The 12,928-nt window shown below is 35.3% G+C and carries 13 protein-coding genes; 10 read left to right on the forward strand and 3 right to left on the reverse strand.

What is annotated here, in order from left to right; translation table 11 throughout:
* The 9 genes from QZ136_RS09480 (at nucleotide 1) to QZ136_RS09520 (ending at nucleotide 8,461) form a co-directional block, all read left to right on the forward strand.
* Nucleotides 1–1,707: a M23 family metallopeptidase gene (locus tag QZ136_RS09480; protein WP_291402793.1), complete on the forward strand. Its 1,707-nt coding sequence runs from the start codon at nucleotides 1–3 to the stop codon at nucleotides 1,705–1,707.
* A gap of 61 nt (nucleotides 1,708–1,768) precedes the next feature.
* Nucleotides 1,769–2,230 carry a thioredoxin-dependent thiol peroxidase gene (gene bcp / locus QZ136_RS09485; RefSeq protein WP_291402795.1) on the forward strand — a complete coding sequence of 154 codons (462 nt, stop codon included), beginning with the start codon at nucleotides 1,769–1,771 and terminating at the stop codon, nucleotides 2,228–2,230.
* A 63-nt stretch (nucleotides 2,231–2,293) separates the two neighbouring features.
* Nucleotides 2,294–3,139, forward strand: a complete 846-nt coding sequence (locus tag QZ136_RS09490) for a transketolase (protein ID WP_291402796.1) — start codon at nucleotides 2,294–2,296, stop codon at nucleotides 3,137–3,139.
* A gap of 70 nt (nucleotides 3,140–3,209) precedes the next feature.
* A complete protein-coding gene (locus tag QZ136_RS09495; RefSeq protein ID WP_291402798.1) occupies nucleotides 3,210–4,163 on the forward strand; it encodes a transketolase C-terminal domain-containing protein in 954 nt (317 codons plus the stop codon).
* A 36-nt stretch (nucleotides 4,164–4,199) separates the two neighbouring features.
* Complete coding sequence (locus QZ136_RS09500; RefSeq protein WP_291402800.1) at nucleotides 4,200–4,751, forward strand: sigma-70 family RNA polymerase sigma factor; 552 nt, start codon at nucleotides 4,200–4,202, stop codon at nucleotides 4,749–4,751.
* A 24-nt stretch (nucleotides 4,752–4,775) separates the two neighbouring features.
* Complete coding sequence (locus QZ136_RS09505; RefSeq protein WP_291402802.1) at nucleotides 4,776–5,402, forward strand: hypothetical protein; 627 nt, start codon at nucleotides 4,776–4,778, stop codon at nucleotides 5,400–5,402.
* A gap of 11 nt (nucleotides 5,403–5,413) precedes the next feature.
* Nucleotides 5,414–5,839, forward strand: a complete 426-nt coding sequence (locus tag QZ136_RS09510; protein ID WP_291402804.1) for a hypothetical protein — start codon at nucleotides 5,414–5,416, stop codon at nucleotides 5,837–5,839.
* A gap of 65 nt (nucleotides 5,840–5,904) precedes the next feature.
* Entirely contained in the window at nucleotides 5,905–7,098 is a 1,194-nt protein-coding gene (locus QZ136_RS09515; protein WP_291402806.1) for an aspartate aminotransferase family protein, read from the forward strand.
* Nucleotides 7,099–7,195: 97 nt separating this feature from the next.
* On the forward strand, nucleotides 7,196–8,461 hold the full coding sequence (locus QZ136_RS09520; RefSeq protein WP_291402808.1) for a DEAD/DEAH box helicase: 1,266 nt from the start codon (nucleotides 7,196–7,198) through the stop codon (nucleotides 8,459–8,461).
* A 36-nt stretch (nucleotides 8,462–8,497) separates the two neighbouring features.
* On the opposite strand, the gene QZ136_RS09525 is transcribed toward QZ136_RS09520, so the two are convergent.
* Complete coding sequence (locus QZ136_RS09525) at nucleotides 8,498–9,160, reverse strand: SGNH/GDSL hydrolase family protein (RefSeq protein ID WP_291402811.1); 663 nt, start codon at nucleotides 9,158–9,160, stop codon at nucleotides 8,498–8,500.
* Between the two features lie 78 nt (nucleotides 9,161–9,238).
* Nucleotides 9,239–10,159: a DUF58 domain-containing protein gene (locus tag QZ136_RS09530; RefSeq protein WP_291402813.1), complete on the reverse strand. Its 921-nt coding sequence runs from the start codon at nucleotides 10,157–10,159 to the stop codon at nucleotides 9,239–9,241.
* 194 nt (nucleotides 10,160–10,353) lie between these two features.
* Between QZ136_RS09530 and QZ136_RS09535 the strand changes: the two genes are divergently transcribed.
* Nucleotides 10,354–12,498 carry a S9 family peptidase gene (locus QZ136_RS09535; RefSeq protein WP_291402815.1) on the forward strand — a complete coding sequence of 715 codons (2,145 nt, stop codon included), beginning with the start codon at nucleotides 10,354–10,356 and terminating at the stop codon, nucleotides 12,496–12,498.
* 86 nt (nucleotides 12,499–12,584) lie between these two features.
* On the opposite strand, the gene trxA is transcribed toward QZ136_RS09535, so the two are convergent.
* Nucleotides 12,585–12,905: a thioredoxin gene (gene trxA, locus QZ136_RS09540; protein WP_291402817.1), complete on the reverse strand. Its 321-nt coding sequence runs from the start codon at nucleotides 12,903–12,905 to the stop codon at nucleotides 12,585–12,587.
* Nucleotides 12,906–12,928: the final 23 nt, after the last annotated feature.

The following is a 12,928-nucleotide window of genomic DNA, read 5'->3' on the forward strand; positions in this document are numbered from 1 at the left end:
ATGATAAGACGATCCCTAGGCATTTTACTTTTACTCATAAGCAATCTCGCATTTAGTCAGGTTGAGCAGAATAAATACCCTTTAAACTATTTTAGAGCGCCTCTTGATCTTATTCCTATAATTTCTGGGAACTTTGGTGAAATACGATCAAATCATTTTCACTCAGGATTAGATTTCAAAACAAATCAGCGAGAAGGTTATCCAGTTTACGCAGTTTCGGATGGATTTATCTCTAGAATTAGAGTACAAATTGGTGGCGGCGGGAATGCTGTTTATATCAATCACCCAAATGGTTTTACATCCGTTTATATGCATTTACGCAATTATAACGAACGAATAAGCCAAGTTTTAAAATCTTACCAGTATAAAGTTGAAAAATTCGATGTTGATTTTCCACTTCTGCCGCTAGAAATTCCAGTTAAAAAAGGTGAAATAATTGCCTATTCAGGAAATACAGGTGGATCTAGCGGTCCGCACCTTCATTTTGAACTTCGCAATACTAAAACCGAAGAAACAATAAATCCCCAATTATTTGGAATGCGCATACCTGATAAAGTAAAACCTAGCATTTCGGGGCTTTACCTTTATCATACCAATGAAAAAGCATTTAGTGAGCATACTCCGAAGCAATATTTTCCAGTATTGGGAAGTGCGGGAAAATATCAGCTTTCAGGACAAAATATCATTAAAATAAGTGGCGAATCTGGCTTCGGAATAGTAACAAATGATAAAAACTCGGCCTCAGAAAATATTAATGGCCCCTATTCCATCGAACTTTTTGTAGATGAAAAATTAATCTACTCCTCTGTTTGGGAAAAGTTTTCGTTTGATCATTCACGTGGCATAAATTCACATATTGACTACCCTGAAATTATTTTAACTGGAAGGAAAATACAAAAAAGTTTTGTCGAGCCCGGAAATGAATTAACTATTTACAAAACATTGATTAATGGAGGGTTAATAAAAATAAATGACCAAAATATTCATACTGGGAAATATATAGTTCGGGATATTGCAGGCAATGAAAGTGAATTAAACTTTAAATTCCAATCCGACCCTAGCTTGAAAAAGATAGAAAAACCAATTTCAGGCAAGAAAATGGCTTTTAACCAAATAAATAAATTTGACACAACAGGTTTGAGCATTTCAATGCCTTTAAAAACATTGTTCAATGATCTCAATTTTGTTTATAAAACTTCTGCCAAGCCATTAGGTGCCTACTCACCGATTCATCATGTTCATAATCGATTAATTCCGATAAATGGATCATATCAACTATCAATAAAAGTAGATGATAGTTTGCCTCCACATTTAAGAAGTAAAGCTTTAATTGTAAATACGCGTAAAAGCTCTGTGGGCGGAAATTATATAAATGGTTTTATTAAGGCAGAACTAAAAAATTTCGATAGTTTTTATGTAAGTATAGATACCATTTCACCTAAAATTATCCCATTAAATATCAGCAATGGGGCTAATTTAGCAGGTACTTCAAAAATACAATTCAAAATATCCGATAATTTATCGGGAGTAGACAGCTTTAGTGCATTATTAGACGGACGCTGGGTTTTAATGGAATACGACTCTAAAACAGGCTCATTATGGCATCGTTTTGATGACTCAATTGTTAAGGGAAAGCATGATTTTCAGCTTATAGTGAGCGACAAGAAAAATAATACGGCCATGTTTCATGCTGTATTTTATAAGTAGTAGAAATATTCCCAAGACAATATTTATTTTACTAATTTTATCCCAACAAAAGCACAGCAAAATGAGTGAATTAATCGAAGGTCAAAAAGCACCAGATTTTTCAGCAAAAGACCAAAACGGCAATAAAATTAGCCTGAGCGACTTTGCAGGTAAAAACATCATTCTATACTTCTATCCTAAGGATGACACTCCAGGTTGTACGGCCGAAGCATGCAGCTTCAGAGATAACTATGAATCTTTACTTTCCCAAGGGTTCGTTGTCTTAGGGGTAAGTACTGACGATGAAAAATCGCATACAAAATTTATTAATAAACATAATTTACCTTTCTCATTAATTGCAGATACTGAAAAAGAAATTGTTGAAGCTTATGGTGTTTGGGTAGAGAAGAACATGTATGGAAAAAAATACATGGGTATTGCTCGTAAAACATTTATTATCGACAAAAACGGATTAATCTTAAAAATCATTGATAAGGTTGATACCAAAAATTCATCTGCCCAAGTTTTAGAGCTGGTAAAATAAATTATTCCAATAAATAGAAAATACAAATATCAAGGCTAATCAAAAAGCCAATAATCAATAAATATGACTCCAGACATTGATAAATTAACAAAAGTTGCCTCACAAGTTCGTAGAGATATCGTTAGAATGGTACATGCCTGCCAATCAGGACATCCAGGTGGTTCACTTGGTTGTGCCGATTATTTGGTAGCTCTTTATTTCCATACCCTAAAGCACAATACTAAATTCAGCATGGATGGACATGATGAAGACCTTTTCTTTTTATCTAATGGTCATATTTCTCCTGTTTGGTATAGCGTTCTTGCCCGTTCTGGATATTTTGAAGTTTCTGAATTGGCAACATTTAGAAAACTAAATACTAGATTACAAGGTCATCCAACAACTCATGAAAAACTACCAGGAGTCCGCGTTGCTTCGGGTTCATTAGGACAGGGCATGTCGGTTGCTATTGGTGCTGCACTTGCAAAAAAGGCAAATAATGACAGCCGATTGGTATTTTCATTACATGGTGATGGCGAACTACAAGAAGGTCAAATCTGGGAGTCGGCAATGTATGCAAGTCACAATAAAGTAGATAACCTAATTTCAACAATTGATGTTAACGGACAGCAAATTGATGGTCCGACAGATAAAATCTTATCGCTAGGCAATTTAAGAGAAAAATGGGAAGCTTTTGGCTGGGAAGTTTTAGAAATGAGTGGAAATGATATGTCGGATGTGATTCGTGTGCTCGACTTGGCTATTTCAAAAACTTCAAAAGGAAAGCCAATCATGATTTTAATGCAAACGATGATGGGTAATGGCGTAGACTTTATGATGCACACACACAAATGGCATGGAAGTGCGCCAAATGATGCGCAATTAGCAAGTGCCTTAGCTCAGTTAGAAGAAACTTTAGGCGATTATTAATATCCCACAAAAAAGATCAAAAGAAATTAAATTTATTTATGCCTGATTTTGATCAGGAAATGTTTTTTATATGAAAAAATACACGTACACCGAGAAAAAAGATACACGTTCAGGTTTTGGAGCAGGCTTATTAGAAGCTGGTAAAAAGAATGATCAAGTTGTTGCCCTATGTGCAGATTTGATTGGCTCATTAAAAATGGATGCTTTTATCGCGGAATTTCCTGATCGCTTTTATCAAGTGGGTATTGCTGAAGCAAACATGATGGGTATTGCTGCGGGTTTAACTATTGGTGGCAAAATTCCATTTACAGGAACATTTGCCAATTTCTCAACAGGACGCGTGTACGATCAAATAAGACAATCTATTGCCTATTCTGATAAAAACGTTAAAATTTGTGCTTCGCATGCTGGATTAACGCTAGGTGAAGATGGTGCTACTCATCAGATTTTAGAAGATATTGGCATGATGAAAATGCTTCCTGGAATGGTTGTTATCAATCCATGTGATTATAACCAAACCAAAGCAGCAACCATGGCAATTGCTGATTATCACGGACCTGTTTACTTAAGATTTGGACGGCCAGCCGTTCCTGTTTTCACTGATCCCGATCAAAAATTTGAAATCGGTAAAGCATGGATGGTTAATGAAGGTACAGATGTGAGCATTTTTGCAACTGGGCACCTTGTGTGGTCGGCAATTGAAGCCGGAGAAAAACTTGCTGAAGAAGGAATTAATGTTGAAATAATAAATATTCATACCATTAAACCTTTGGATGCAGAAGCAGTCTTAAAGTCGGTAGCCAAAACAGGATGTGTAGTTAGTGCTGAAGAGCATAACCGCATTGGTGGATTAGGAGACAGTATTGCACAGCTTTTAGCGACAAACAATCCGGTGCCTCAAGAATATGTAGCTGTAAACGACAGCTTCGGTGAGAGTGGAACACCAGATCAGCTCATGAAAAAGTATGGTCTAGATACTGAAGATATCATCAAAGCGGTTAAAAAAGTTATCAAACGTAAGTAAGATAATTCTACATGAGTCCGGGCCATAATTAAAGATATGCAGGTTGAGGATTCAGAAATCTTAGATAAATTCGCTCGAGAAAGCTCTCGTAATGAAGCTTTTTCCTTGTTACTTAAGAAGTATCAAGAAAAAATTTATTGGCATATCCGTAGGATGGTTTTAGACCATGATGATGCCGATGATCTCGTGCAAGATGTTTTTATTAAAGTTTGGAAAAACCTTGCCAATTTTCGTAGTGATTCTCAACTTTATACCTGGATTTACCGCATAGCAAGTAATGAATGTATTACTTTCTTGAATCGTAAAAAATTAAGAAATAGCATTTCTCTTGAAGATTCTGAAGGACAATACCTACTTGAGACATTAGCTGAAAGCCCTTATTTTGACGGCGACAAAGCCCAAATGAAGCTCCAAAAAGCGTTGCTTAGTCTGCCCGAAAAGCAAAGATTAGTATTTAACATGAAATACTTTGACGACTTAAAATATGATGAAATTTCTGATATTTTAGGAACAAGTGTAGGTGCTCTAAAAGCTTCCTTTCACATTGCAGTAAAAAAAATCGAACATATTTTATTAAACTCAGATTAAACCTTTCTAAGTAAAAAGTATCAAATGGATATGAAGTTATATGATTCAGACAGAGAATGGGAAAAGGAAGCTCCTACACTTGCCGTAATGGAAAAAGTGAACCCTTTTACTGTTCCTTCAAAATATTTTGATTCTCTATCTGAAACATTGCATTCAAAAAACCTTATCGAATCAGTTCGATTTGAAAATGAAGAAGAGTTTAGCACTCCGAAAGGATATTTTAAAGAATTAGAAAAACACATAAAAACAAAAAAAGCTCTTGAAAACAGTCTAAATTTGCTTAAAACAAGTGGTTTAAACACTCCAAAAGATTATTTCTCTGATTTGAGTCAGAAAATTGAAGCTAAAATCAAGCAGCAGGATATATCTAGAAAGAAAAGCATTTTCAAATCATGGATAAGTTATTCAGCAGCTGCTTGTATTACCATGATCATAGGATCTGTAGTTTATTTTAATCTTAAATCAGATAGCATTGCTAGAGATTTATCAAATATTCCAGATCAAGAGATCATCAACTACCTTCAAATTCACAGTACGGTAAGCGATAATCAATTTATCATTGAAAATTTAAGCGATGATGGACTACAACAAGTATCAAACGATGTTTCAGCCGAAGAAATAGAACAATACATAAATAATAACACACTATGAACGCGAGAATTATGAAAAGATTAAGTGTTATCATTTTCATTTTAATGCTAAGTACTTCCCTATTTGCTCAATCAAAAAGTGAACGTTATGAGCAAATAGAAACAATTAAAGTGGCCTTTATAACCAAAAAACTAGATTTAAGTTCTGAAGAAGCTCAAAAATTTTGGCCTATTTACAATAATTACCAAAAGGAATTAATGCTCTTGATGAAGAAAAGAAGAGAAGAAAGGCTGCGAACAGACATTGAACCTAACGATAAAATCAATTTAGACCTATCTTACGAAAGTAAAATGCTTGATCTAAAGAAAAAATATAAAAAACTTTATTCAAAGGCCATTCCTGCAGAAAAAATATTACTTCTTTACCAAGCAGAACGTGAGTTTAGAGAGCATTTAATTAAACAATTAAATCATCGACGAAAACCGACGAGCAAATAAATACACAAATCAGCTAAATATTAAAGCCGAATTCCAAGATGCTTTAAAATTGTGTATTTTTGCATATGCTTAGTCCGCGACAGCTTTTCCTACTCAATACTGCACAAACATCTCCTTCGCCACGCCTTTTAGAAATTGAGCGAGCAGAGGGCATGTATCTATATGATTTCAAGGGTAAAAGCTATATGGATCTTGTTTCAGGATTTGCAGTTAGTAATACTGGGCACAGGCATCCAAAGGTTATTCAAGCCATTAAAGATCAAGCGGATAAATACCTGCACCTCACCGTATATGGCGAATATATCCAATCGCCGCAGATTAAATTTGCAAGTAAATTAGCTTCTATCCTACCCAGTACTCTTAGCTCTATTTATTTCGTAAATTCTGGAGCAGAAGCTACCGAGGGAGCCATGAAGCTGGCAAAACGATATACAGGGAGAGCTGAGATTATTGCTTGTAAAAATTCTTATCACGGAAGTACACAAGGCGCGCTTAGCGTGATGGGTAATGAAGAATATAAACAAGCTTACAGGCCACTATTACCGGGTATCCGATTCATAGAATTCAATAGTTTGATTGATCTCGCAAGCATTAACACAGATACAGCGGCTGTAATTATGGAGACCATTCAAGGTGAAGCTGGGGTAATTGTTCCCGATGTAAATTATATGCAAAGTTTAAGAAAGCGATGCGATGAGACTGGAACATTACTGATTTTAGATGAAATTCAATCTGGATTTGGCCGTACCGGGAAATTATTCGCCTTTGAACATTATGACATAAAACCTGACATTTTACTTTTAGCCAAAGGAATGGGCGGAGGAATGCCTATAGGAGCTTTTGTTTCAAGCATTGAGATAATGAGCGTTCTGAAGGAAAATCCAATCCTAGGTCATATAACCACCTTTGGAGGGCATCCAGTTAGCTGTGCAGCCGGATTGGCCAATTTAGAGGTAATTTTAGAGGAAAAACTTTTTGAAGATGTAGCTAGAAAAGAGTCCCTTTTCAAAAAACACTTACAGCACCCTGAAATTAAGGAAATTAGAGGCAAGGGACTTATGTTAAGCATTCAGCTAACAAGCTTTAAACAAGTGGAAAAAGTAAGCAGAAAATGTGTTGAAAATGGGATCATTATTGATTGGTTTTTACATTGCGATACGGCTATGCGCATAGCACCACCCTTAATAATCACTGATAATGAGATTATTAAAGCATGCGAAACTATCATCGAAGCGATAGAATATTATCAGTCGAATTAAGCCTGATTTTCATCAATCCCTACATTAATATTAAAATCCGTACCTTTGCAGAAATATAAAATTGCTGGCATATTTAGCAGCAATGTAAAATCAATACATGTCATTCGAAGAATTAAACCTAATTGAGCCCATTTTAAAGGCTTTAAAAACAGAGGGTTATACAAACCCCACTCCCATTCAGGAACAATCAATACCCATCATATTAGAACGTAAAGACCTATTAGGCTGTGCTCAAACCGGTACTGGGAAAACTGCCGCATTTGCAATTCCTATCCTACAAATTTTAGAAGGAGGAAAAATATATGATAAAGGACCAAGAGCAATTAAATGTTTAATTTTAACTCCAACGCGCGAGCTAGCTATACAAATTGGCGATAGCTTTACAGCTTATGGTCGGCATACAGGCATGAAACATGCCGTTATTTTTGGTGGTGTTTCACAAGGGTCGCAGGTGGCTGCCTTAAAATCAGGAGTTGATATCCTTATTGCTACTCCAGGTAGATTATTGGACTTGATCAATCAAAAATTTGTTCAATTGCATTATCTCAAAATTTTTGTGTTAGATGAAGCCGACCGCATGCTAGACATGGGTTTTATTCATGATGTTAAAAAGCTGATCACAAAGATTCCACAGAAACGGCAAACTTTGTTTTTCTCGGCAACCATGCCCGATGAAATACAAAAACTAGCAAACACCATTTTAGTGAACCCCGAAAAAGTGGAGGTTACACCTGTTTCAAGTACTGCCGATACTATTGATCAATCTCTGTTTTTTGTCGAGAAAAACGATAAGAAAAAACTATTGATCCATATCCTTAATGATAAAAACATTAAGTCTGCACTAATTTTTAGCAGAACTAAACATGGTGCCGATAAAATAACCAAAGACCTAGTAAAGGCAGGAATTAAAACTGAAGCGATACACGGTAATAAATCACAAAATGCCCGCCAGAAGGCATTATCGAACTTTAAAAGCGGACAAATAAAGGCATTAATTGCCACGGATATTGCAGCGAGGGGAATTGATATCGATGAACTTTCACACGTAATCAATTATGAATTACCCAATGTACCTGAAACCTATGTTCACCGTATTGGACGTACCGGACGTGCGGGATCAAGTGGTATTGCCTATTCTTTTTGCGATGAAGAGGAAATGGAATATTTAAAAGATATCCAGAAATTAATCGGTAAAGAGATACCAGTAATTGATGATCAACCCTATCACATGCGTGGAGCTGCATATATCATGAGTCAATCTACCAAGAAAAAAGGTGGTTCGGCAAAAAAAGGTAAGGCATCATCAGGAGCTGCACCCATGAGTGGAAGTCCGAATAGAAGATTCGGTAATAAAAGAAGATAAAATCTTAAAAATGCCCCGAATAATTCGGGGCATTTTTTATTTTGAAAGGCCCTTAAACATGAGTTCAGCAAGCATTTGATTCCCTGCTTGGTTTAAATGAACACGATCTGATGTTAAAATACCCGACTCCTTATTTTGAGGATTATTAGCTAGGTTATACTCTAAAAAAGACTTACGGATATCAATTAAGCCGCATCCATAAGATTTTGCCAATTTACGTATCATCTCGCTATAGCGATTTAAATCGCCATCCAATTGATTAGTAAAATCTGTTTTCTCACCAATAACTGCCGGAGTACAAACAATAACTTTAATACCTGAACTTTGCAGCTTTTTGATAATTGCTGAATAAAAAGCAACAAATTTATCTGGATCGGTACCTGTCTGACTGCTTTGTTTATGCCATACATCATTCACACCGATATAAATAACAACAATATCTGGTTTCTTATCTAAAACATCCTCTTGTAATCGCAAATAAAGATCATAAATCTTATTACCACCAATTCCAGAACCAATAAGCTCATAATTAGGTGCAGCAGCTTGCTTTATTTTTTCTTGCATGATAGAGATATAACCGCCTGGCTTAACACCAGCCTCCGTAATGGAATCTCCAAAGAAAATTACTTTAGGAGCTTTTTGAATTTGCATGCTAGTCAACAAAATCAGGATTGAGATTGAAAGAATTATTTTTTTCATACTGTTAATTTTAATGTTTGAAAATACAAAAAATGAAATTTAAAGGCTCTATTTTTATCAAATTATCAATTTTGAAATTTATATCATTTTAGCACGCTTTATTAAATAAGAGTGTAAAATCTGATAAAATCCAGAGTGAATATCCGCATCAATAAAATCAATTTTATATTGTGCACATTTCAATTTAATCTCTTTATGATAAGAATTTACTACATCAAGGTATGATTCACGAACAGTACTAGGATTAATTTTGAGTTCCTCACCACTTTCAATATCTATAAAATTATAAGGACGATTTTCAAAATTAAAATCGAGTTCCATTTTATGATCTAGCACATTGAACAAGATTATTTCATGTTTATTATGCTTTAAATGCTGTAATGAATCAAAAATCTTATTGAGCCCATCTTCAGATTCCCCATCGAGCATATCACTAAAAATAATGACGAGCGAACGCTTATGAATTTGTTCTGCTATTTGATGTAATGCAGAAGCTACATCTGTTTTACTACCATTTTCATTTCGATTCATCAGCTTTTCCAATTCAGAAAATAGATATTTTTGATGTGCTGTGGTCGATTTAGCAGTGCTTGTAAGCTCCAAATGATCAGAAAAATAACTTAGCCCAAATGCATCTCTTTGCTTCTTTAACAGATACATTAGGGAGGCTGAAGCATAAACAGAGAACAAAAGTTTATTGAATTTCTTGTCGGGATAAAACATGGAGGAGGAAACATCCAACACAATCTGACATCTCAAATTGGTCTCTTCTTCAAAACGTTTCACAAATAGTTTATCTGTTCTTCCAAACAATTTCCAATCAATATTTTTTACTGAATCACCAGCATTATAAAGTCGATGCTCAGCAAATTCAACAGAGAAACCATGAAAAGGACTTTTATGCAAACCTGTGATAAAGCCCTCTACAACCTGCTGAGAAAGCAATTCTAAATTGCCAAAATCTTGAAGTTCTTTATAATTTGAGAGTTGGGATTGCATGTTCTAAAATAATACAAATTCAGATCAAAATGGCTTTAATATTTCAACAATAAATGAATAAATAATTAAAAACAGAATAAATATTCTTTATTTACTACTGATTTATTAAAAAAGATTTAACTTCGAATTTAGACTTTGCTAAAAAAGAGTTCAATCTACAAAACAATTATACAACAACATTAAATAATCAAAATATGATTAATAAATTTAGTGCTACATTATTTACGGCCCTCGTAATACTATCGTTTTCGTCAAGTGCCCAATTAAAAGACTTAAACTTTGAAGAAGTTTTTAATAAACCTGTTAAAGACATTCTTAATCCCATGCCTATTTATAGAGGTTGGGCAGATAATACCAATTATATTGAGTATAGAATGGAAGGCCAACAAAGCAAGCCATATACTGTTGATGTTCGCACTGGCGCGGCGGTTCAATCGGCACCAGCTCAAGTAAATGAGGCCACTGTAAGAATTAAAAACAATGATATTTTTTATAAGGATGCACTCGGTAATGAAAAACAATTAACGAGAGATAGCGTTTTGGAGAAAAACCCAACACTATCTCCCGACGGAAGCCAAGTAGCCTTTACAAAAAGAAATGATCTTTACTCGATAAATATCAACTCTGGAGTAGAAACTAGATATACAAATGATGGATCAGACTTAATTTACAATGGATGGGCCTCATGGGTTTACTATGAAGAAATCCTTGGTCGCTCAACACGTTATAAAGCATTTTGGTGGAGTCCGGATAGTAAGCGCATTGCATTTATGCGTTTCGATGATTCTAAAGTCCCAGTTTTCCCAATTTATAATTCAAGCGGGCAACAGGGTTTCCTTGAAAACACGAGGTATCCAAAAGCAGGAGATAAAAATCCTGAAGTTAAAATGGGATTGGTTAATTTAGGATCTCAGGGTATAGTTTGGGCAGATTTCGATGAGAAAAACGATCAATATTTTGGAACTCCATTTTGGATGGCCGATAGCAAAACTTTATGGATGCAATGGATGAATCGCGATCAAAATAAGTTGATTATTTACAGTGTGAATCCTGTTGATGGTGCTAAAAGAATAATCCATGAAGAAACCCAAAAAACATGGGTAGATTGGTTTGATGGAATGTATTTCTTAAAAAATGGTAGTGGCTTCATCTTAAAAAGCGACAAAAGTGGCTGGGGGCATTTTTACTATTATGACTTAGAGGGAAAATTAAAGAAGCAATTGACCTCTGGTTTTTGGCGTGTCGCACAATTATTATTAGTTGATGAGAAGGCTCAGGAAATCTATTTTACAGCTAGACAAGAGAGTTCGGCGAGACATGATCTTTACAGGGTAAGTTTAAAAGGGACTGAGGAGCCAGTAAGATTAACCTTCGGTAATTACGATCATCAGATTAATCTTTCACCAGATGGAAAATATTTCATCACAACTTATTCGAATTTAAGTACTGCTCCAAAATCAGCACTTCTAGATAATAAAGGAAACATTATCCGTGAGCTTGCTGATTCAAAAGGAAGTGCATATGATTCTTACAAACTCCCTAAAACGGAACTTAGTTACTATAAAACGCGTGATGGCCTTGAACTACCGATGACCGTTACTTTACCACTAAATTTTGATCCGTCAAAAAAATATCCAGTATGGATTTCAATTTACGGTGGCCCTGATGCTGGTACTGTATACGATCGTTGGAAGAGTCCGCTAGGCCAGAACTACTGGTGGGCTAAGGAAGGAGTTATTCAGGTTGCAATTGATAATCGTAGCTCTGGACACTTAGGTAAAACAGGCATGGACTTCATTTACCGCAATATGGGTAAATATGAAATTGAAGATTATATGGATGCCGCTTTATTACTAAAATCAAAGCCTTATGTAGATGGTAGCAAGATTGGCATTACCGGAGGAAGCTTTGGTGGTTATATGACGGCAATGGCTTTAACTTACGGCGCTGATGTATTTACACATGGTATTGCTAACTATTCTGTTACAGATTGGGCTTTATATGACACGCATTACACCGAACGCTTCATGGGAACACCACAGAACAATGCAGAGGGATATCGCATTACATCGCCTATGACCTATGCTGATAAGCTTAAGGGAAGTTTACGAATTGTGCATGGTACAATGGATGATAATGTTCACATGCAAAACAGCATTCAACTGATAGATAAGCTTCAAGACTTGAATAAGAATTTTGAATTTATGTTATACCCAGGTGAGCGCCATGGTTGGGGAGGTAAAAAAGCAAGACATAGCAATCAAGAAAATGTACGTTATATCTATAAAAACTTGCTTGAAAAACCAATTCCGGCAGAATATTTACAATATTGGAAATAGTTATAAAAAATAGATCAAAATTAGAAGATCAAAAAAAAGCTCCTGCAGGCAATCTGAAGGAGCTTTTTTATTTAAGGATATATATTTTAAGCCAATTGCTTCGTTAACTTCTCAGCTAAAACAGATTTTGGAACAGCACCAATTTGCTTGTCAACAATTTCTCCATTCTTAAAGAAAAGAAGAGCTGGAATATTACGAATTCCGAATTGCATTGAAATGCCTGGATTGTTATCCACATTTACTTTACCAACAACTGCCTTTCCTTCGTACTCTTTTGCAAGTTCTTCAACAACTGGACCTACCATACGGCAAGGACCACACCATTCTGCCCAAAAATCAACTAGGACAGGTTTATCAGATTTAAGGACTAATTCCTCAAAGTTTGCATCTGTTAATTCTAATGCCATAATAATAAATTTACGTGTTTATA

The sequence above is a fragment of the Daejeonella sp. genome (assembly GCF_017495225.1).
In the GTDB taxonomy this organism is placed as follows: Bacteria; Bacteroidota; Bacteroidia; order Sphingobacteriales; family Sphingobacteriaceae; genus Daejeonella.